Source organism: Halorubrum distributum JCM 10118 (assembly GCF_000337335.1).
Classification (GTDB): Archaea; Halobacteriota; Halobacteria; order Halobacteriales; family Haloferacaceae; genus Halorubrum; species Halorubrum distributum.
Genome location: NZ_AOJN01000065.1, coordinates 44,658 through 65,704 on the forward strand (window position 1 = coordinate 44,658; position 21,047 = coordinate 65,704).

The 21,047-nt window shown below is 72.6% G+C and carries 20 protein-coding genes; 5 read left to right on the forward strand and 15 right to left on the reverse strand.

The annotated features are described in order from the left end of the window. Positions 1-55: 55 nt before the first annotated feature. The 8 genes from C466_RS15005 to C466_RS15040 all read right to left on the reverse strand — a co-directional run bounded on the left by C466_RS15005 (position 56) and on the right by C466_RS15040 (position 10,037). Positions 56-3,286: a DUF7286 family protein gene (locus C466_RS15005; protein ID WP_004598715.1), complete on the reverse strand. Its 3,231-nt coding sequence runs from the start codon at positions 3,284-3,286 to the stop codon at positions 56-58. Continuing rightward, a complete protein-coding gene (locus C466_RS15010; RefSeq protein WP_004598716.1) occupies positions 3,280-3,948 on the reverse strand; it encodes a DUF7284 family protein in 669 nt (222 codons plus the stop codon). The genes C466_RS15005 and C466_RS15010 overlap by 7 nt, the downstream gene beginning before the upstream one ends. Then, on the reverse strand, positions 3,939-4,412 hold the full coding sequence (locus tag C466_RS15015) for a DUF7285 family protein (RefSeq protein WP_004598717.1): 474 nt from the start codon (positions 4,410-4,412) through the stop codon (positions 3,939-3,941). Before C466_RS15015 ends, C466_RS15010 begins: the two co-directional genes overlap by 10 nt. A gap of 6 nt (positions 4,413-4,418) precedes the next feature. Beyond that, complete coding sequence (locus C466_RS15020) at positions 4,419-4,919, reverse strand: DUF7283 family protein (protein ID WP_004598718.1); 501 nt, start codon at positions 4,917-4,919, stop codon at positions 4,419-4,421. An 83-nt stretch (positions 4,920-5,002) separates the two neighbouring features. Next, positions 5,003-6,835 carry a hypothetical protein gene (locus tag C466_RS15025; RefSeq protein ID WP_004598719.1) on the reverse strand — a complete coding sequence of 611 codons (1,833 nt, stop codon included), beginning with the start codon at positions 6,833-6,835 and terminating at the stop codon, positions 5,003-5,005. Then, positions 6,832-8,772, reverse strand: coding sequence for an ATPase, T2SS/T4P/T4SS family (locus tag C466_RS15030; protein WP_004598720.1), 1,941 nt, complete (start codon positions 8,770-8,772; stop codon positions 6,832-6,834). The genes C466_RS15025 and C466_RS15030 overlap by 4 nt, the downstream gene beginning before the upstream one ends. A gap of 73 nt (positions 8,773-8,845) precedes the next feature. Next, complete coding sequence (locus C466_RS15035) at positions 8,846-9,310, reverse strand: DUF7311 family protein (RefSeq protein ID WP_004598721.1); 465 nt, start codon at positions 9,308-9,310, stop codon at positions 8,846-8,848. Positions 9,311-9,317: 7 nt separating this feature from the next. Beyond that, the gene (locus C466_RS15040) at positions 9,318-10,037 is read right to left on the reverse strand and encodes a DUF7310 family coiled-coil domain-containing protein (RefSeq protein ID WP_004598722.1); all 720 of its coding nucleotides are present in this window, start codon (positions 10,035-10,037) and stop codon (positions 9,318-9,320) included. Between the two features lie 74 nt (positions 10,038-10,111). On the opposite strand from C466_RS15040, the gene C466_RS15045 reads away from it, so the two are divergent. Together C466_RS15045 and C466_RS15050 are read left to right on the forward strand one after the other, a co-directional pair. Then, a complete protein-coding gene (locus tag C466_RS15045) occupies positions 10,112-11,191 on the forward strand; it encodes a tubulin/FtsZ family protein (RefSeq protein WP_004598723.1) in 1,080 nt (359 codons plus the stop codon). 90 nt (positions 11,192-11,281) lie between these two features. Next, positions 11,282-11,989, forward strand: coding sequence for a phosphoglycerol geranylgeranyltransferase (locus C466_RS15050; protein WP_004598724.1), 708 nt, complete (start codon positions 11,282-11,284; stop codon positions 11,987-11,989). A gap of 508 nt (positions 11,990-12,497) precedes the next feature. Here C466_RS15050 and C466_RS15055 read toward each other — a convergent pair. Further along, positions 12,498-13,136, reverse strand: coding sequence for a riboflavin synthase (locus tag C466_RS15055; protein ID WP_004598725.1), 639 nt, complete (start codon positions 13,134-13,136; stop codon positions 12,498-12,500). A 118-nt stretch (positions 13,137-13,254) separates the two neighbouring features. Between C466_RS15055 and C466_RS15060 the strand changes: the two genes are divergently transcribed. Further along, entirely contained in the window at positions 13,255-13,569 is a 315-nt protein-coding gene (locus C466_RS15060; protein WP_004598726.1) for a DUF7533 family protein, read from the forward strand. Positions 13,570-13,578: 9 nt separating this feature from the next. Here C466_RS15060 and C466_RS15065 read toward each other — a convergent pair whose 3' ends face one another. From C466_RS15065 to C466_RS15080, 5 genes are all read right to left on the reverse strand, one after another. Then, positions 13,579-14,940 (reverse strand): M24 family metallopeptidase, encoded by a 1,362-nt coding sequence (locus C466_RS15065; RefSeq protein WP_004598727.1) that lies wholly within the window; start codon positions 14,938-14,940, stop codon positions 13,579-13,581. Continuing rightward, on the reverse strand, positions 14,937-16,781 hold the full coding sequence (locus tag C466_RS15070) for a UvrD-helicase domain-containing protein (protein WP_004599867.1): 1,845 nt from the start codon (positions 16,779-16,781) through the stop codon (positions 14,937-14,939). The genes C466_RS15065 and C466_RS15070 overlap by 4 nt, the downstream gene beginning before the upstream one ends. 139 nt (positions 16,782-16,920) lie before the next feature. Continuing rightward, positions 16,921-17,079 carry a DUF7563 family protein gene (locus C466_RS17075; RefSeq protein WP_004598729.1) on the reverse strand — a complete coding sequence of 53 codons (159 nt, stop codon included), beginning with the start codon at positions 17,077-17,079 and terminating at the stop codon, positions 16,921-16,923. A gap of 86 nt (positions 17,080-17,165) precedes the next feature. Continuing rightward, on the reverse strand, positions 17,166-17,348 hold the full coding sequence (locus C466_RS15075; protein WP_017341975.1) for an HVO_0416 family zinc finger protein: 183 nt from the start codon (positions 17,346-17,348) through the stop codon (positions 17,166-17,168). Positions 17,349-17,500: 152 nt separating this feature from the next. Then, positions 17,501-18,043 (reverse strand): CDP-2,3-bis-(O-geranylgeranyl)-sn-glycerol synthase, encoded by a 543-nt coding sequence (locus C466_RS15080; protein WP_004598731.1) that lies wholly within the window; start codon positions 18,041-18,043, stop codon positions 17,501-17,503. A 104-nt stretch (positions 18,044-18,147) separates the two neighbouring features. On the opposite strand from C466_RS15080, the gene C466_RS15085 reads away from it, so the two are divergent. Both C466_RS15085 and C466_RS15090 read left to right on the forward strand, forming a co-directional pair. Then, positions 18,148-18,987, forward strand: a complete 840-nt coding sequence (locus tag C466_RS15085) for a proline dehydrogenase family protein (RefSeq protein ID WP_004598732.1) — start codon at positions 18,148-18,150, stop codon at positions 18,985-18,987. An 85-nt stretch (positions 18,988-19,072) separates the two neighbouring features. Then, on the forward strand, positions 19,073-19,801 hold the full coding sequence (locus tag C466_RS15090) for a DUF502 domain-containing protein (protein ID WP_004599868.1): 729 nt from the start codon (positions 19,073-19,075) through the stop codon (positions 19,799-19,801). 73 nt (positions 19,802-19,874) lie between these two features. Here C466_RS15090 and C466_RS15095 read toward each other — a convergent pair whose 3' ends face one another. Continuing rightward, positions 19,875-20,804: a branched-chain amino acid transaminase gene (locus C466_RS15095; protein WP_004598734.1), complete on the reverse strand. Its 930-nt coding sequence runs from the start codon at positions 20,802-20,804 to the stop codon at positions 19,875-19,877. Positions 20,805-21,047: the final 243 nt, after the last annotated feature.

The window sequence follows — 21,047 nt, forward strand, 5'->3', positions numbered from 1 at the left end:
AAACGCCTGCGGTCGGCGGCCTTCCGACCGTTCGACGCTTCGATCGACGGGTTCCTCACGCCCCCGTACAGTCGTCGCCCTCCCCCGGAGTCGCGCTCAGGGGACCCGGACACGGCCAGCCGGCGGACGTCTCCTCGCGCGTTCCGTCGACGTCGCCGACGCCCGGCGGCCCGGCGGGGACGGCGACGACGACGACCGTCCGCGTCTCGAACGCGACCGGCTCGGTCCTCCCGAGCGCGACCGACTCGCCGTCCACCTCGACGCTGACCGCGCCGGGTTCTCGGACGTACTCGAACGGGCGGTCTGGCGTCCCGACGTTCGCGCGGAGGGCGAACCGGGGGTACTCGCCGCGCACCTCGACGTTCCACGCGTTGACCGTCGCCACCCAGTAGCCGGGGACGGGCGCGACCGGAAGTCCCGCCCCCACGGTCCGAACTGGCTTCGGGACCCGCTCGTCCGGGACCGACGCGACCGCCTTCTGGGCGCGGGATTCGATCTTCGACTCGACCTTCTTCCGGCGAATCGCACGGGACGCGGCCGTCGTCTCGTCGACGAACCGGGCCGGAACGCGGACCGCGTTCCGCCCCGCCTCCTCGCGCGCCTCGACGCGGAGGTGCGCGGCGAGCCCGAGCCGCTCGGCCGACGAAAGGGAGCCGACCCGCGCCGCCTCGCTCGCGACGCGATCCGGATACCCGCCGTCGCCGACCGCGACGGCCCGCTCGCCGAGCGAGTCGTACTCGGCCGCAGTGTCCTCCAACACCGCGTTCCGCTCTTCGCGCGAGAGGTCGGTCCGCTCCGCGAGCCGGTCAGCCAGCGCGTCGTCGACGCGTCGCAGCGAGGCGTCGACCCGGCCGGCGAGCGCGCGTCGGTCGGCGCGCAGGTCGTCGTCGTCACCCGCCGCGAGCGCCTCGTCGGCCGCGAGGAGCGACCGCCCGGCGACGCCGAGACGGACCGTGTCGTCGGTGCCGAGGATTCGGTCGGCGATGCCGCCAGAGACGTCGCTGTACGGGAGCGTGACGTAGTTCACGTTCCGGGTCGCGAGCGGGCGCGTCGTCGTGCCGTCGACGCCCTCGACGCGCTCACCGTCGACCGCCGTCCGCGGGAGGTACCCGGGCGACCCCTCCGGGGCGAACGTGACGGCGCCGCCCGGCCCCTCGTCGCCGACGCTGTAAGTCCCCGGGTCGCGGGCGGCCTCGCGGCTGGCGATCACCTCGCCGACTGGCGGCCCTCCGAACGCGTCGTTCACGCGTCCGAGAACCCCCTCCGTCGCGGCCTCCCTGTCTTCGGACGCCGATTCGAGCTCCGCGATCACGGCGTCGAGATACGCGACGCGGGCGGCGACGCGCCCCCGGTCGACCGCGCCGTCGTACCTCGGCGGGGCGTCGCGGAGCGCGTCCCGGCGGTCGCGCACGGTCGCGGCGAGGTCTCGGTACGGGGTCGACTTCCCGGCCGCGGTGTCCGCCATCGACGCCTCGGTCTCGATCTCGCGGACGCGCTCCGACAGCGACGAAACGTCCCTCGCGATCCGGTCTACGTCCGCGTCCGACCGGTCGCCGTACACGACCGTCGACCGCGTCTCGTCGCCCCCTTCGACGGCGTCGCGCGCCAGTCGGTCGACGTCGCCGTCGGTTTGGACGTTCAGGGCCGCCCTCGCGGCCGCAGGCGTGTCCGCGAGGTCCGGCCCGTCGACGTCGCCGCCCTCGGCGGCGCCGAACGTCGCCGTCGGCCTGTCGGGCGCGCCGTCGCGGGGCGCGTACGTCCCGGTCACTGACACGCGGACGCGGTATCGGTCCGTCGCCTCGTCGCTCGTCACGGCGCGGTCGACGCGCACGTTCTGTACCGTCCCGTTCGGCCCCCGCTCGACGACTCGCCGCTCCCACGTTGCGGTCGCCTCGCGCTCGACGAGGACCTCCCGCGTCGCGCCGCCGAAAGACACCGACTCGCCGGCCGACACCGTCTCGCCGTCGGTCCCGGTTCGGAGGTCGCTCCCGCCGACCACGCGGACGCGCTCCGTCCGCGACGCGTCGACCCGTTTCCACGGTTCGTCGAGCAGCGATCGGGGGCGGTCCGGCGTCACGGGGCCGCCGTCGGCCACCCGGGTCGTCTCCGTCTCCGCGGTCGCCTCGACCCGGTGGCTCGCCCGAACGATCGATTCGAGGTCGTCGTGGACGCGCGTTGCGGCCCGGTCGGCCGCGTGCCCGACCTCGACCGACGCGGTCTCGCTCGTCGCGTCCGAACCCGGGTCGAAGGCCGCGTCCTCGCTCGCCGTCGCGTCCCCGATCGAGGCCGAGGTTCCCCCCTCGCTGTCCCCCGCCCCCGTCGGCGTCGGCGCTCCGAGGACGGCGTCCGTCCACGAGGCCTCGTGGACGCCGGTCGGCGACAGCAGATCGGTCACGCCGGTCCGGGCGGCCGCGCGGGCGACGCCGCCGCGCGCGTCGGGGTCGCTGGTCCCGAACACGTCCCGCTGGACGCGGACGATCCCGGCGTTTGTCGACAGCTCGACGTGGCGGTTCGCGACGACGTTCTCGACCGGGGCGCCGGCGTACTGGCCGTACCCCCGGGCCCACGCCATCGCGTAGAGGCTGGCGGTGACCTGTCTGCCGAGTCCGGGCCCCTCGACGGGGCCGCGGTTGAGTCGGCGCTCGAACCGTTCGGTTCGCTCGTGAGCGGCCAGGGTCGGCACGGCGACCGTGACCGTCCGCGACCGCGTGCGGTTCACGACGGTCCGGCCGTCCCGCGTCGCGGTCGTCGCGACGCCCTCGAAGGTGACCCGCGTCGCGGTCCCGTTCGCGGCCGGTTCGACGCCGACCCGCTCGCGCGCCGCGACGAGGTCGTCGGCCGAGTCGACCGCCGGGAGCGAGGCGTTCGCCGTCACGCCGCCGACGTCGCTCTCGACCGCGCGCAGCGCCTCCGCCCCGGCGATAGCGAGCCGGACCCGGAACGCGTCCTCGAAGGCGGACCCCTCGCGGACCGCTTCGGCCCCCGGTTTCGTTCCTTCTGGCCCGTGCGTCACCGGCTCCGCGGCCGCGTCGTGAGCGGCTTCTCGGGCCGCGCTCCTGAGCGCGGCGGTGGCGTCGGCCTCGACCCGCTCGACCGCGCGTTCGACGCGGCGGTCCTCCCCGACCAGTCCCTGCTCGGCCAGCCCCGCGGCGTAGGCCGAGCTCGTCACGAGCAACAGCACGCCGACGAGCGCGAAGGGGACTCGCGCCCGCTCGTCGACGGTGAACGTCCGCGAGCGACCCCCGTCCGCGGCCCGACCGCGGCCTCGGTTCCCCACGATCACCACCTCCGGACGACGATCCGAACGACGCCGCCCGACGAGCGGCGCTCGCCCCTATCGCCGTCGAACCGGTCCGGAACCGGCTGTCGGACCACCGCGACGCCGACATCGGCGTTTCGCGGCGGTTCGGGGCCGACGGCGACTGCCACTCCGGCATCGCTCGTATCGTCCGCTCGGTCCCGCCCGCCGCGGCCGTCGACCCCTCCTACCGGAACCGCCTCACCGGCGATCGAGTGCGGAGACGCCGCCGCTCCGCCCCGGGTCCTCGGAGCGCCGGGCGCCCCATGCGATCCGCCGTCTCCCGTGGCGGCGACGGCGTCGTCCGCGTCGCTCTCGCCGCCGCGTCGGACCGTTACGTCGACCCGCGTCCGCGGACCGACTCCCGCGCGGACCGCCTCGACGGCCCCGCGGTCGAACGCCTCGTCCGCGTCACGGACGGCGACGAGCGCGAGCAGCTCCGCGCGGGTCGCGTGGGCGCGCCGCGTGCCGTTCGGGGCGCCCTCGTCGGGGTACGACACGGTCGCGGTCTCGGTGACGAGCCGGTCCGCGGCGTCGGTCGCGGTCGGGCCGTCGGGACCGCCGACGTCGCTCGCGCCGAGCGCGACGACGCTCGCGGAGACGCACAGCAGCAGCACGGTCACGTCGAGGACGGTGCTGGTCACCGCCACACCACCGCCCGGAGGGTCCCGCGCACGTTACGGCCGGGCGCGACGCGGACCGTCACCCGCCGCTCCGCGACCGCGACGGCGTCCGGCGACCGGACCTCCGGCGGTCCCGGTGCGTCCGGGCCCGACGCGGCCAGCCACCGCTCGCCGTCCGCTTCCAGTTCGATCGCGGTCGCGGTCCCCGGCGCCTCGACCCGCCGCATCCGGTTCGGATCGACGACGCCGCCGACGGTGACCGTCTCCTCGACGCGGTCGAGCGCCGCCCTCGCGGCCGATCGGTCGTCGTCGGGGGCAGCGTCTCCGAACGCGCCGGCGTACAGCCCCAACGCGAGTCCGACGACCACCACCGCGACGAGCGCGGCGGTCGGTTCGACGGCGGCACGGTCGGCGGTCGAGAACGTCGCAGTCTGTCGCTTCGACGCCCCCGTCGCATTCGACTCGTCCCGCCTTGCGGAGTCACGTACCACGTGCGATCACCCCACGAGCGTGACGCGGACGTCGCCGTAGTGGACCCGTCGAACCGTGATCCGCTCCGGTGCGGGCGTCCACGTCGCGTCCGCCGCTCGCGCGCGCTCGGCCGCCGCCGCGAGCGCCGCCGGATCGTCGAACGCGGCGTCCGGGGGAGCGCCGGCGAGGACGCGCCGAAGCCGCGCGTCCGTCGTCGCCGCCGGACTCACCCCCGCCGCCGGCCGGATCACCGGCGTGATCCGCGGGGCGTCGAGCGTCGCCCGCGCCGTCGCCCGATCGTCGCCGAGCGAGACGGATCCCTCCGCGAGCCGGAGCCGCTCCGCGGCGATCCCGTGTTCGGCTGTCACCGGGTACTCCCCGTCCGCGACCGAGTCGATCGTGTGCGCCACGCCGTCGGCGTCCGGCGGCGGCGAGGCCGGAAACGATGCGGCCACGCCGACGGCCGCGACGCTCACGACGGCCAGACCGAGCCACGCGTACGTGGCGTCGAGGTGCGTCTCGAACATGGCGCGGCTGGCCGCGGCTTGGCATATAAATGATCGGCGCGGAGGTCGGGTCCGAACGCGACCTCGTTCACCCGCCGGCCGACTCAAAACAGGAGTCCGGCGCCGGCGAACGCGACGAGGAACGTCGCGGTGGCCGTCGGCAGCGCGATGCCGATCCGGTACGCCACCAACGTCCGGTCGAACCCGCGCTCCAGGCCGGTCGCAAGCCCGGTGAGGAGCGCGGCGAGCAGCAGCACGTACGTCCCGACGATCCGTCCGAGGACCGGCACCGAGAGGGTCCCCGCACCGCCGCTCGCCTCCGCCGCGCCGCTCCCGCCGGCCGCACCGCCGGCGCCGGCGGTCGCTCCGCCTCCGGCGCTCAGCCCGCCGCCGCCAAGCGCGTCGGCCCCCGCGGCCGCCCCGGCGCCGAGACTGCCGACGTCGACCGCGTCGATCCCCGTCGCGAGCGCGACGGTCGCCCCGCCGACGAGCGGCGCGAACACCGCGGCGGTGTTCGAGAGCGTCCCCGTGACGGTCGCCAGTTGGCGGCGCGCGTCGCGTTCGAGATCGCGCAGGGACTCCAGTTGGTCCGCGAGCTCCAGCAGGACGTCGCCGGCCGGCCGCCCCTCGCGCGCGGCGACGGCGAGGAGCGCGATCGCGCCCCGGAGCCGGGGCGACGGGACGGCGGCCGCCGGCCCGCCCTGTCCGAGGAACGCCTCGCGGACGCCGACCCGCAGCGTGTCGCTCCGCCGTCCGGCGCGCTCGAACAGCTCGCCGGTCGCGCCGTCCAGCCGCTCGCCGGCGTTCGCGACCGCGGTCTCGACCGCGACGCCCTCCGCCACGTCGCCGCCGATCACGGTCATCGCGTCCGGGAGCCCTCGCTCGACGTCGCGCACGTCCGACAACACGGCCCGACGGGGTCTCGCGACGACGAACAGCGCGCTCCCGACGCCGACGCCGACCCCCGCGACAGGCCACGCCCACGGCGCGACGGCCCGCGCGGCGACGACGGCCGCCGCCGCCCCGAGTGCGCACCCGACGAGGAGGGCGTGGCCGCGTCGCTCCGGCACGTCCGGGTGGTCACCGTTGATTTCCGGCGGCGGGAACGCGACTGGGCGGCGAAAGAGCAGCCACGCCGAGGCGGCCAGCAGTCCGGCGGGAAGCGCGACGAGGTACAGGCCGGCGACGAGGCCGGGGCCGATCGCGACGCCGACGGCGGCGCCCGCGGGAAGCAGCGCGATGAGCGCCAGCGGGAGCAGCACGCCGAACGCGTACAGCGCGGAGACCGGCCCGCGGACCGCGCCGACGAACGACGCGAGTCGGTCGGTCGTCCCCGAGAGCGTCGCGTCGAGTGCGCGGTCCAGACACCGGCCGCGGCGTTCCGGCGGCGCGGTCGCCGCCGTCCGGACGAGCGCCGCGGCGCGGTCGATCGCCGGGAACCAGGGGCGCCACTCGCGGGCGAAGGCCCGAAGTCCGCTCGTCGGGCCGTCCGCGCACCCACGCTCGTGACGGGCGAGCGCCGCGGCCAGCGGCCCGTCCCCCGTCCGCCCGGCGAACCGCACCGCCCGCTCGGTCGAGGGGTCGAGCCGCATCCGCAACACGAGCCGCCCGACGAGCCCCGGCGCCGCGCCGAGCGCCCGCGTCCGCCGAAGCGACGCGAGCCACACGGGCGCCCGGTGGACGGCGTGAACCACGCCGACGAAGGCGGCCAGCCCCGCCGGTGCGGCGGCGACCGCGCCGGCGAGGAGCGCCGCAACAGCGGTGACGACCGCGCCCGCGACGGCGCCGACCCGATACCCCACGGTCACGATCCGCTCGGCGGAGACGTCCCATCCGAGGAACGCGACCGCCCGGCGCAGCTCCTCCGAAGCGGCCGAGTCGTCGTCCCCGGCGGATCGGAGGGTCCCGTCGGACGCTGTCGACCGGTGCTCCGTCATCGGTCGCCTCCGGCGTACCGCGTCGGCGCGATCCGTCCCGTTCGAACCGCGTCCCGGACTCGGTCGCTCCGCCGGTCGACGGCCGCTCGAACCGCCGCGTACGATTCGCTCGATCCCGCGAGGTCCTCGATCAGTCGGCTCTCGCCGCGGTCGATCCGGCCCGTCGCGACGAGTCCCTGCTCGGTCCGCTCGAAGAGCGGATCGAAGCTCACCCCGTCGCCCTGGTCGACGACCTCGACGATCGACTCGACGCGGTGGTCGTCGAGGACCGCGATCAGGTCGGTCGCGGCGAACGACGAGCGGGCGACCCCGAGATCGGTGACGACGCGCTCCTCGACGGCCGCCGGGTCCTCGCCGTGGATCGTTCCGAGAACCGTCTCGCCGGCGGCCCCGACGCGCATCGCCTCGTACAGCGCCCGCGCCTCCTCGCCGCGCACCTCGCCGACGCTTATGGCGCCGCCGCCCATGCGGAGCGCGGTCCGCACGGCGTCCGCGGGCGCGAGTTCGGCGCCGTCTCCGACGCGGAGTCGCTGGGCGTCCCGCCCGGCGTCGGCGAGCGCGTCCACCGGGAGCTCCGGCGTGTCCTCGATGACGATCGCCCGGGTTTCGGCGGGCAGTTCCCACAGCAGCGCCCCGAGCGCGGTCGTCTTGCCGGCCGCCCGGCCACCCGCGACCAGTCCGGTCACGCCGCGCTCGACGGCGACCGACAACAGCCCCGCCGCCGCGGGCGTGAGGGTGTCGACGGACACAAGTCGAGCGAGCGTCCACGCCTCCGGATCGCCGCGCCGGAACGTGAACGAGAGGCCGTCGCTCGCCGGCGCCGTGGCGGCGGCGACCCGGACCCGCCCGGTCTCGGATTCGATCGTCGCGTCCAGCGTCGGCGTCGCCCGCGAGAACGCCCGTCCGCTCTCTCGCCGGAGCCGCGACGCGAGCGTGGCGGCGCCCTCCGGCGGGAGCCGCACGTTCGTCCGGCACCGCTCGCCGTCGAGGACCACGCGGAGCGGGTTCTCCGCGACCGGCGCCGTCACCGTCGCGTCGCTCACCCGGTCGTCCGCGAAGACGTGTTCGAACGCGCCGTAGCCGTGGGTGTGCCGCCGCAGGACCTCGGTCAGGTCCGCGACCGGGTCGTCGCCGTCCGCCACGGCCCGCACCGCACGCCCGGGCGCCCTGTCGCCGCCGCGGGGATCGTCGAGCAGCCGGTCGCGCGCGGCGGCCAGCGTCGCCACGCTCTCGGCGTCTAGGTCGGCGCTCGGCGGCGTGAGGTGGTACGTCCTGAGGGAGCCGTCGCCCTCGTAGAGCCGGACCGTCGCCCCGGTCGAGACCGTCCAGCGGTCGACCAGCGTCGCGCCCGGCGGGGGAGCGGCCGCGACGCGCGCGGTGGCGGCCGTCGGCCCGACGTGCGCCCGCAGGCGCTCGTTCAGGTCGCGATCGCTCTCCGCTTCGTCCGCGTCACCGACGAGCTTCTCGGCGGCCGACAGCAGTCCCGTCTCGCTTGCGATCCGCTTCGCGGGACCCGCGCGTCCGGCCGCTTCCGCCGCCGCGCCGAGCGGGTCGCGGGCGACTCGCTCGGCGAGCCGCTCCTCGTGGAACTCTATCCGCTCGCGGAACCGTCCCGCGGCGATGAGAATCTCGGCTGCGCGGTCGGCGTAGGAGCGCTCTCGCCCGCGGTGTCGAGTCCTGATCACGTCCGCGTCCCGGTCGGTGAGCGTCGTGATAACGGTCGCGAGGCAGTCCGGGCTCGCGGCGAGGTCGCCGCGTCCGGGGCAGCCGTCGGCGTCGACGTCGAGGACGACCCGGTCCTCGACGCCCGTCCCCACGGGCTCGCGGAACGTCGGTTCGCATCGACACCCGCCGGCGTCGGCGTCGACCCACGGGAGCCGTCGGAGCGGCGTCTCGCCGTCGTCGCCGGCGATCCGCTCGTTGAGACCGAGGTTCATGGCGGGCGTGGCCGCGGTTTGGTATATAAATGATCGCTCGAACGTCCGCCCCCTTGAACCCGGTCGATCGGATCTATCCGACGCGACGGACCCGGACCGTCGGACCCCCGTCGTCGACGTACCGGATCCGGATCCGGTTCGTTCCGCCCGGCCGGAGTTCGATCGCTCCGCCGGCGAGGTCGACGGCCGTCTCCGCGGGCCCGGTGTCGACGCGGAGCATGCGTTCCGGCCGATCGTCGATCCGATACGCGAGCGCGAGGCCGCCCGGTCGGTCCGGCGACTCGACGAGCGCGACGCGATCGACGTCCGCTGCGGCGAACCCGGTCGGAACCCGGAGGAGCACCGTCGTCTGCGCCGCCATCGCGGGGTCGCTCACCGGGGTCGACCCGGCGACGACGCCGCCGATCGCCCGCTCCAGTCGGTCCGCCTCCGCGCCGATCCGCTCACCCGTCGTCGCGGTCCGGGCCGTCTCGACCGCGGGCATCGACGCCGCCAGCAGCGCGACCGCCACGAGGACGGTGAGGACCACGCGGATCACGGCGCGCTCACAGTGACTCCCGGAGCCGGTCCAGCGCGTCCGTCGCCCACGCGCCGTCGTCGCCGCCTCCGCCCTCCTCGGCGCTCTCGCTGTCGCCGGTACGCTGTCCGGACGTCGGCCGGTCGTCCGGCAGGGCGGCGTCGAGGGCGCTCTCCGACGGAACCGCATCGTCGGGGCCATCCCGGTCCCTCGCGCCTCGATCGGGCGCGCCGCTCCCGCCGTCTCGCTCGGTCTCGCCGCTGGCGCCCCGGCCGGCCCCGTCGCTGGCGCCCCGGCCGGCCCCGTTGCCGCCGCGGTCTCGCCCGCTCTCCCGTCCGGCCTCCGTCGCCCGCGCGAGCGCCAGATCGGCCCGTCGCTCGACCTCGCGGTTGACGGCCCTGACCGCCCCCGCGTAGCCGCGGATCGCCTGCGTCGCCGCCTCGAGCTCCGCGACGCGCTCCTCGAGGTCGTCGAGCCGCGATTCGAGCCGCTCGCGCTCGGCGGTCGCCTCCGCCCCCGCGGCGGCGTCCGCCGGGCGCGCGTCGCTCCCGGTCACCGCGCGCTCGACGGCGCTGAGGCGGGCCTCGATCCGGTCGTCCGCTTCGCTCGTCTCGGTCGTCGCCTCGTTCGCTCCGGTCGTCGCCTCGTTTGCCGCCGCCGTCCGCGTCACCTCCGTTCCCGCGCTCGGCGGCTCCGGGTTCGGCGGCTCCACGCTCGGCGGCTCCGCACCCCGCGTGTTGTCGGTCATGCGCGCCGTTGCCCGCGGCTCCACTCTTAAACCTCGGGGAAAGGGTATTGTCGCGGGGAGTGATACGTCCTCGCATGAAAGCAGTCCTCCTCGGCGTCGGACAGGCGGGCGGCAAGCTGACGACCGCCATCGCGGAGTTCGACGCCGACGCCGGCTACGGCGCGGTCCTCGACGCGCTCGCCGTCAACACGGCCGCGGCCGACCTCGACCCGCTCCCGCTCGAAACGGTCCTCGTCGGGCAGTCGCGCGTTAACGGCCACGGCGTCGGCGGCGACAACGAACTGGGCGCGGAAGTGATGGACGAGGACGCGGTCGAGGTGCTCGACGCGCTCGCGCCGAAGGTCACCGCGGAGGCCGAGGCCGTGTTCGTCGTCGCGGGCCTCGGCGGCGGAACTGGCTCCGGCGGCGCGCCGGTCCTCGTCCGCGAGCTGAACCGGGTCTACGACGTGCCCGTCTACGCGATCGGAATCTTACCGGGTCGCGACGAGGGCACGATGTACCAGGTGAACGCCGGGCGGTCGCTGAAGACCCTGGTCCGCGAGGCGGACGCGACGATCCTGCTGGACAACGACGCGTGGCGCTCTTCGGGGGAATCCATGGAGGGCGGCTACGAGGCGATCAACGCCTCGATGGCGAAGCGGATCGGCCTCATCTTGGCCGCCGGCGAGGCGGTCGAGGGCGTCGGCGAGTCCGTCGTCGACACGAGCGAGGTGATCAACACGCTCCGCGCGGGCGGGATGGCCGCGGTCGGGTTCGCCTCCGCGCCCGCGGCCGATGACCCGCAGGAGAACGTCACCACGGTGACGAGCGCGGTCCGCAGCGCGGTGATGACGGGCCTCTCGCTGCCGAGCGCCACCGACGCCGACGCCGCCCTCGTCGCGGTCGCCGGCGACCCGGACCGGATCTCGCGGAAGGGCGCGGAGAAGGCCCGGAAGTGGCTCCAAGAGGAGACAGGCTCGATGCAGGTCCGCGGCGGCGACTTCCCGCTCGACTCCGACCGGATCGCCGCCTTGGTCCTCCTCGCGGGCGTCGAGCGCTCGCAGCGCGTCGAGGCGTTCTTGGAGCGCGCCAGGCAGGCGGTCCGCGACGAGCGCGAGGAGAAGCCCGACCCGGCGGCCGCGTTCGAGAACGACGAGATCGACGACCTGCTCTGAGCGCGCTCCGCCGTCCGGAACCGGGCGACGCGCCCGGCCGACGGGACAGGTTCCGCACCTTTTTGTTCTCGCCCGGTGGAGTCTCGCCCGATGACCAACCCGTGGGACGACTGGGACCACGTGCTGAAGGTCGACCCCGACAAGGACCTCCGGCCGGGCGAGACCTTCGAGGACGTCTGCCGGACCGGGACGGACGCGATCGAGATCGGCGGCACCCTCGACGTCACCGCGGAGAAGATGACGCGCGTCGTCGACGCGGCCGCGGAGTACGACGTGCCGCTGTACCAGGAACCGTCGAACCCCGGGGTCGTGATCGACTCCCCGGCGCTCGACGGCTACCTGATCCCCACCGTGTTCAACGCGGGCGGCCCCTTCTGGATCACGGGCGCGCACAAGGAGTGGGTCCGCATCGACGACCTCGACTGGAGTCGGACCCACACCGAGGCGTACATCGTGCTGAACCCCGAGGCGTCGGTCGCTCAGCTGACGGAGGCCGACTGCGACCTCGCCGCGGACGACGTGGGGGCGTACGCGAAGATCGCGGAGCGCATGTTCGGCCAGGAGATCGTCTACGTCGAGTACTCGGGCACCTTCGGCGACACGGAGAAGGTCGCGGCCGCCCACGACGCCTTGGACGACGCGACCCTCTTCTACGGCGGCGGCATCCACGACTACGAGTCGGCCAACGAGATGGCCGCCCACAGCGACGTGATCGTCGTCGGCGACCTGCTCCACGACGAGGGCGTCGACGCCGTCCGCGAGACGGTGAAGGGCGCGAAGGACGCGCACGACGACTGACCACCTTTTTCTCGTCGGGTTCCCCCGCTCACTTCGTTCGCTCCGGGAACCGCTCGTTTCGCTCGCGGATGCTCTCTACGGGGAAGGCAGCGGATCTGCTGGACTGAGCGAGCCACCAATACGGTCGGCGCGTGCCTCCGAGCGCCCATCGGGCGCGAGGAGCACGCGCGAGGGAGTCGGCCGGTCGGAGCGAAGCGGAGACCGGCCGACGAGGCTGGGGAGGCGTGAGGTGCGGTTGCCGTGCGGTTGTGGGCGGGACTCAAAGGGGCAGCCGCGAGGACGAAGCACGGCGACGTACGGACCGCAGCGAAGGAGCGGTAGCGACTGAGCGAGGACCGCAACGAGCCGCGCGAGTCCTCACGGCTGGGGCTTTGGAGATCGATTCGGCGCCGACACCAGGTTATAAACAAGCGGCTGGGACGTTGGCAGAGTCCACCGCAGTCTCGTCTCCGGAGCTACACGATCCAACTGCTCGGGAGTTCGGACTACCGTCTTGCCGTATCTCTTCTCAGACGTATCCGTCCAGCATGTTCTCGACGTACTTCGCGATCACGTCGACCTCCAGGTGGACCGGGTCGCCGACCGACTTCTCCGAGAGCGTGGTGAGGTCGTAGGTGGTCGGGATGATCGCGACGTCGAACTCCCCGTCGCGCTTCTCGGCGACCGTCAGCGAGATCCCGTCGAGCGTCACGGAGCCCTTGTCGACGAGGTAGTCGCCGTGGCCCTCGGGGATCTCGAAGGTGAACCGCCAGTCCTCGCCGACGCGCTCGATACCGGTCACCTCCGCGACGGTGTCGACGTGGCCCTGGACGACGTGGCCGTCAAACCGGCCGTCGGCTGGCATCGCGCGCTCGACGTTGACCGCGTCGCCCTCGCGGACCCCACCGAGGTACGTCTTCGCGACCGTCTCGCTCGCGAGGAACACCTCGAACCAGCCGGGCTCGTCGCCCGCTGCCTCGCCGCCGTCGCTCCCGGAGGCGCCGCCGGTTCCGTACTCCTCGACGGTCAGACAGACGCCGCTCACGCTGATCGACTGCCCGTGGTGGAGGTCGTCGAACCCGTCGACGCCGATCCGAAGCCGGAGTCCGTCGTCCGTCTCGGTCCGATCGCGAACCGCGCCGGTGCCCTCGACGATGCCGGTGAACATACCGGAACTGGGGGCGGGCGACGGTTATCGGTTCTGGGTCCGGGCGGACTCTCTCCCGGTCGACGTTCCGCCGTCGACGCCGCGTCCCTTTTGCCCTCCGGGGATCAACGGACGCCCGATGCGACTCGGACTGCTGGACATGATCGGGCTGGCGGCCTCGCTCGTCTTCGCGCTGCCGCTCGCGAACTACGCCGTCATCCGGCTGGTCGCCGGCGAGGTCGCGCTCGGCGCCGGCCTGCTCGTCGTCGCCGTCGCGATGGTCGTCCTCCCGCAGTACTTCCTCGACCCGGCTCGGATCGTCCGCAGGCTCCTCTCGGGACTGTTGCCCAGCCAGCTCAGGGGCGGCTCGGCCGACGCCGGTTCGGAGGACGAGACCGAGGCGTCCGAGTCGGCGGACGCCGCGGTCGACGGGAGCGACGCCGGGAGCCGGTAGGTCGGCTCCTCAGCGTGCGTCCGGCCGCTTCTCCGGCACGATACCGAACGGGTACTCGGCCAGTATCTCGTACCCGTCGTCGGTGACGACGATTAGGTCCTCCAGCCTGAAGCCGCCGATTTCGGGGTCGTAGACGCCGGGCTCGACGGTCACCACGTGGCCCGGTCGGAGCTCGCCCGCGCCCGACAGCGACGGCCCCTCGTGGAGGCTCACCCCGACGCCGTGGCCGGTGCCGTGGGTGAAGCCGGCCTCGCCCTCGCCCGCGTTCGGGTCGAAGCCGTACGCGGCCAGCTCCGCGGCCGCCTCGCCGTGGACCGTCTTCGCCGGGACGCCCGGTTCGACCTCGTCGAGCGCGGCCTCGCGGGCGGCCTCGACCGCGACGTACGCGCGGCGCTCCCAGCCGCCGTCGCCGTCGACGACGAACGTCCGCGTCACGTCGCCGTAGTACCCGTCCGGGCCGCGCGGTGAGATGTCCAGCAGCACCGTCTCGCCGGGCCGGATCGGGTCGTCGCCGACGTAGTGGAGGTCGGCCGCGGAGGGACCGGCGCCGATAACCGTGTTGCCGGCGTCGCGGACCCCGCGAGCGGCGAGGACCTGATTCACCTCGCGGCGGAGCCGCTCGGTCGTGAGGGGCTCGTCCGCCCAGCGGAGCGGGGGGCGGCGGTCTCCCTTCGATTTCTCGTCGGCTGTGTCGGTAACACCGCTCTCGGCGAGCACCGCCTCGGCGCGAGCCATTCCGGCGACCGCCGCGCGCTGGACACGTCGGAGCCGGTCGACCTCCGCCGGCGTCTTCTGGGCTCGAGCGCCCGCGACGGCGTCCGTCGACGCCAGGTCGTTGCCCGCTCGTTCGAGGTACACCGCGGCGTCGTGGGGGATCGAGGCGGACGCGAGGACGGTTCGATCGGCGGTGTCGGACCCGATCGCTCCTCGGCCGTCGACGAGGTCGTCCACGACCGCGGCCGCGCGCTCGCCGGCGTGGTCGCCGACGCTCTCGGTTCTGACCTCGCGAGCGACCCCGTCGTGAAACGTCGCCTCGGCGTCGTCCGTCGAATCGGCGGTCGCTTCCCCGGCCGAGGCGCGGGCGGCCGCGACGAACTCCCGCTCCGCCTGCTCGCGGAACAGCGCCGGGGCGCAGAGGACGGCGCGCCCGACGGGCTCGTCGGGAACGACGACCAGCGCGTAGGGGCGGTCCGGGCCGGAGAAGCGCGTCAGGTAGCGCAGGTCGTCGTCGAAGCGGTCGCCGACGGCGACGAACGCGACCGCGTCCGCCTCGCGGACCGCCTCGACGATCGGACGGAGGTCGGTCCGGAGGGGGCGGCGGCCCTCCTCGGCGGCTTCCGGCTCGCCGGGCGCCGCGTCCTCCCCGCTCACGGCTCCGGTTCGGGCACCGCCAGCTCCGCTTGGACCTCCTCGACGAGCTCCTGGGCGGGCTCGTCGCGGAGCTCGTTGAACAGGAGGACGCTGATCGGGAGCGTCGGCGCGCCGCTGATGAGGCTCTCCATGATCACGAGCCGCTCGCGGGCGCGGGACATCCCGACGTAGAAGACGCGGCGCTCGTTGTCGGTGAGAACGGGGACGGGGCTCGTCGCCTTCGTGAACTCCTCGACGCCGTCGACGTCGGTCGGGTCGTCGATGGAGGCAGCCATCTGCTCGACCACCTTCTCCGTGAGGTCCGTCGCCACGAACACGTGGTCGGCCTCGCGGCCCTTCGCGGAGTGGATGGTGCCGACGCGGACGCGGGTCGGGTCGGCGCCCTGATACTCGCCCTCGAAGTACGCCCCCATCGACTTGCGCTGGAAGCTCGTCACCTTCCGGACCATGTCGTCCGCGCTGGCGGTGTCCGGCATGAAGGGGATGTACTCGCTCAGCGTGTCGGCCGCGACGTCGATGTCGGCGACGTCGTCGGTGTCGGCCGCCTCCTCGCGGTCGTCGAGGTAGTCGTAGAACTCCTCGCGGTCGTGGGTGCCGAACGCCGACTCCTGGAGCATGTCGGCCAGCCGGCGCGCCTCCAGGCCGGTGACGGGCTCGTCGGCCTCGGCCTTCTCGATGGCGCTCACGTAGTCTTGGACCCGGTCGGTCCACATCCGCCCGTCGGTGAGCATCGTGAACGGGATGCCGTGGTCGATGAACTCGTCGATGAAGTCGAACATCTGGTAGCGCGCCCGGAACAGGCACATAATGTCGCCCTCGTCGTCCTCGACGGTGTAGCGGACGTTCCGGACGAGCTCGATCATCGAGGGCGACTCGATCGCCTCGACGGTGCCGCCCTCCGTGCGCGGGTGGAGGTCCTTCTCCTGGCGCTTGTCGATGTGCCGGATCTCGGCGTTGACGACGTTGAGGATCTCCGAGGGGAGCCGGTAGGAGTTCGGGAGGACCACGTCCTCGTCGACGTCGGTGTCGAGGAGGAGGTCGGGGTCGGCGCCCTGCCACGCGTAGACGACCTGGTCGTCGTCGCCGGCGATGAGCACCTTCTCCATGTGCGGTCGCCACTCCTCGAAGACGTTGTACTGGAGCGTCGTGATGTCCTGGAACTCGTCGATGATCAGGTAGTCGACGCTGGGGACGAGCGAGCGCTGCGCGACGCGTTCGAGCATGTCCGCGAAGCCGACGAGGTCGTTGTCGCCCTTGTACGCCCGCCACGCGCGGATCGTCTCGGGGATGTCGATCCGGTCGTCGTCGGAGGGCCACGTCGGGGTGTACTTGTTCCCCTGCTGGGCGTTGGGGTCCTCCTCGGGCGGGAGGCGGACCTCCTCGACGTTCCACTGGAAGGGGACGTCGTACCAGTCGGCCACGTCGCGCTCGGTGCGCTGGAGCCACTGCGAGGTGGCGATGATCTTGTTGCCGATGGTCGTCGAGCGCGCGGTCCGGCGGCCGGCGCCGCCGTGCTGGTCCTCGAACTCGATGCCGTACTCCTCGCAGAACGCCTCCTTGTCGTCGTCGCCGACCACGTCGCCCCGAGAGAGGTCGAGCAGCTCGTACGCCTTCGCGTGCATCGTGCTCACGTTCCCCTGGAGGCTGCGCGGCGAGATGTCGAGCCGCTCGGCGAGCCGCTCGCGGATCTCCGCCGCGGCCGCGCGCGTGTACGAGACGACGAGCACGTCGCGAACCTCGGCGTCCTCGTCTTCGAGGATCTCCTCGACGCGGTCCAGGAGCGCGGTCGTCTTCCCGCTCCCGGGCCCCCCGAACAGCCGAGTCACCGTGGTATCAGTCATTATTATCCCCAGATTCCGGCTCTCCTTAAACGCCGTGGCTCGACGATCGTCGACTCCGGGCACCGGTCCGCGGCGCTTGGACCGCCCGAGTCCCGGTTCGGCCCCCGTCGGCCCGGCGTTTCATCGCTCGGTCGGCTCGTCAGCTGCTCCGCGTCGCGCGCGCTTCGCGGACGTCGGCGCCGTCGCGGACCATGTCCTCGCAGGCCGGACAGACGCGGGGCCGATCGACCTCGTTCGGCGTGAACACCCGAACGTAATCTGTCGTGACGAACGAACCGCAGTTCTGACAGGTCGGCATGGTAGTCCCTATCGAGTAATTCCACATAATACTACCGGGGAGTATGACGGAAAGAAAATTCGCGGAACCCGGCGTCGCCCCGCGCGTCAGTTCGGCCGCCAGTCGCAGACGGAACACCGCGCGGATCCTTCCTCGTGGAGCGCACCGCACTCGGGACATTGGAGCTTGTTATAGGATCGCTCCCAGCGTACGATCTCTGTCTCGTGGCCGTGGTCGGACAGGAACTCGTCGAACACGTCGTCGTCCGAGCTGGGTGCACTACTGGACATGCGTGACATGGTATGCCACACCAGCATATATATCTTTCTGCCGTTCTCGTCGCTGCGAATTACGAGAACGAGTGATCAGTTCTCGAGAGAAAACAGTTCGATACGGAACTTCTCGGCGAACCGCTCGCCGGAGAGCGAACTCCCGCCTCCGCTTACCACGGCTCGTTTTTGACGCCGAGCGCGTACGCGCCGACGTTCGTGACGACGTGGAGGACGGGCGTCATCACGAGGACGACGGCGAGGACGCGCGGCGTGAACACCGCGAGCGCCCAGTCGGCGTCGACGAGGAAGACGAGCCCCAGCGCACCGACGACGAAGTCGAGCTGGTCGAGCCCGGGGAACGCGGCGCCGCGCTCGCGCCCGGACCGCCGCTTGAGGAAGGAAGCACCGATGTCGCCGCACATCGCGCCGAACGCGAGCGCGAACGCCGCCGGGAGCGCGAACGTCGGCAGCTCGGCGCCCAGCGCGGCGCTCGCTGGGTCGTTGAGGCGGTTGAGCGCGAGCGCGAGCAGCACGCCGACCAGGGTCCCCACCGCGGTGCCGCGCCACGTCTTCCCGTCGCCGAGCAGCCGCGCGCCGCGCCACTCGCGGCCGCCGTCGATGGGGCGCCCCCCGCCGGCCAACACCGCGGCGTTGTTCGGGACGTACGCCGGGAGCATCGCCCAGAACGCGGTCGCGACAAGTGTACCGATCATGTCTCCACGGGCGACGCGCGGCGTGTTATAAAGCTCGGATCCGGCTCCCGGTCACGGCCGCCGGGTCGGCAAAGGTAAAGTTCGCTCCGTCCGGAAGTCATCGTATGATCCCCCCGATCGCCCGGCGGTTCGTCGCCGGCGAGAGCGTCCCGGCGGCCCTCGACCACGCCCGCGCCGCGAACGAGGACGGCGTCGCGGTCATCCTGAACCTGCTCGGCGAGCACTACGACGACGCCGCGGACGCCCGCGCGGACACCGACGCCTACCTCGGGCTGCTCGACGACATCGCCGACAGCGGCCTCGACGCCTGCGTCTCGGTGAAGCCCTCCCAGATCGGGATGGACGTCTCGGCGGACCTGTTCGAGGAGCACTACCGCGAGATCGTCGCGCGCGCCGACGAGCTCGACGCGTTCGTCTGGTGCGACATGGAGGACGCAGACACCACCGACGCCACCCTCGACGCCTTCGAGTCGATCGCCGCCGACTACCCGTGGAGCGTCGGCCAGTGTATCCAGTCGAACCTCAAGCGGACCGCCGACGACCTCGACCGTCTCGTCGACGTTCCCGGCAAGATCCGGCTCGTGAAGGGCGCCTACGACGAGCCGTCGTCGATCGCGTACACGGACAAGGCGCGCGTCGACGAGGCGTACCGCGACGACCTCCGATCCCTCTTCGAGCGGCGGGACCGAGGGATCGCGGTCGGCAGCCACGACCCCGAGATGATCTCGCTTTCGGACCGGCTCGCGCGCGAGCACGGCGCCGACTACGAGATCCAGATGCTGATGGGGGTCCGCGAGGACGCCCAGCGCGACCTCGCCGCGCAAGGGGTCGACGTACACCAGTACGCGCCGTACGGCGACAAGTGGCTCTCGTACTTCTACCGTCGCGTTCGCGAGCGCAAGGAGAACCTGACGTTCGCGGCCCGGGCGGTGTTGGGGCAGTAGGCGGGGTACTCTCGACCCCGGTGACCGCGCGCCGTCGGCGCGTAGAAGCCCCTTTAAGGATTGCCGACACATACCAACGCGATAGATGTCCACGTGGAAACGCGACTTCGCCAGCGGCCTCATCGTGCTGGCGCCGCTCCTCGTTTTACTGCTCGTCCTCCGCTGGATCTACCAGTACATCGCGTCGATCCCGCTGATTGAGGGGCTCCAGCCCGAGGTCATCCCGGCGCCGCTGGAGCCCGTCTCTCGGGTGGTGATCGCGTTCGCGGTGTTCGCGACCGTCGTCCTCGCGGTCGGGTACTTCATGCGGACCACGGTCGGCCGCTTGGCGGAGTCGGCGGTGGACGACGCGATAAACCGGATCCCGGCGCTGCGGGTGGTGTACAACGCCTCGAAGCTCGCGATCGAGACGGCGATCTCCGGCACCGACGAGCTGCAGAGCCCGGTGTACATCGAGACGTGGCCCGGTATCCGGATGACCGCGTTCCGGACGGGGAAGAAGACCCGCGACGGGAAGATCGTCCTGTTCATGCCGACCGCCCCGAACATCACCACCGGCTTCGTTATCGAGGTCGAGCCGGAGCGGATCGAGGAGACCGGCGAGACCGTCGAAGAGGGGATGACGCGGGTCCTCTCGGCCGGGTTCGCGGAGTCGGCCCACCAGGTCCCCGTCCACGAGGAAAGCCCGGGCGAGGGCGACGGCGCGGACACCGCCGACGGGTTCGGACACGTCCGGACCGACGGGACCCCCGGCGACGGGGAGGGGTCGGCGGCCGAGGGACGGGGGTCGGCGAGTAGCGGTTCTGGGGAGTAGTGGTCGAACGGCGCTGAGTGTCGATGATTTGATCCGAGGAAATAACCTCAGTNGATGTGTATAAGAGACAGGGTTACAGGTACGTGAACCACTCGTCGTGGTCGTCCGTCCGCCGCTCAACTAGGTCGAAGAAGGCGCTCTGGAGCTCCTCGGTCACCGGCCCGCGGGTGCCCGCGCCGATCTCGGTGTCGTCGACCGAGCGGATCGGGGTGACCTCGGCGGCGGAGCCGGTGAAGAACAGCTCGTCGGCGGTGTACAGCTGGCCCCGAGAGATGACGGCCTCGTCGTGGACCTCGTAGCCGCGCTCCTCGGCGAGGGCGATCACGGTGTCGCGGGTGATCCCCTCGAGGATGGACTGGGCGGGCCCCGTGGTGTATATCTCACCGTCGTTGACCATGAAGATGTTCTCGCCCGGCCCCTCCGCGACGTTCCCCTCCTTGTTGAGGACGATGGCCTCGACGTAGCCGTTCCGGCGCGCCTCCTCGCCCGCCAGCATGGAGTTGACGTAGAGGCCGGTGGTCTTCACGTTCGTCGGCACCTGCGAGGAGGCGTGCTTCCGCCACGAGGAGACCATCACGTCGACGCCCTCTTCGAGGGCCTCCTCGCCGAGGTACGCGCCCCACGGCCACGCGGCGAGGACGAGGTCGGTCGGGCAGTCCTTCGGCGAGACGCCCAGCGAGTCGTAGCCGTAGTAGGCGATCGGCCGGACGTACGCGGAGTCGAGGTCCTGCCGGTCGAGGAGTTCGAGGGTGGCCTCGGTGATCTCCTCCCGGGAGTGCTCGATCTCCATGTCGTACATCTTCGCCGAGTCGAACAGCCGGTCGAGGTGCTCCTCCCACCGGAAGATCGCCGGCCCCTGCTCGGTGTCGTAACAGCGGACGCCCTCGAACACGCCGCTCCCGTAGTGGAGCGCGTGGGTCAGAACGTGGGTCGTCGCGTCCTCCCAGTCGAGGAACTCCCCGTTCTTCCAGATCGTGTCGACGTCCATCTCATCGAATCCCATAGTGCGTGGTTGCGGCCGGCGGGCTTAAAACTGTGACAACCGGTCGGGGTTGTCGCGACGGATCGAGTTTCGATTCCTCTGATGGCGCAACGGCCAACACTGCCAAAGCCCCAGCGGCTCGGCGATACGTGATCGACGATTCCGCGGTGAACACCTCCAAAGCCCCAGCCGGGAGGACTCGCGCGACTCGTTGCGCTCCTCAGTCAGTCGCTACCGCTCCTTCCTTGCGGTGCTTACGTCGTC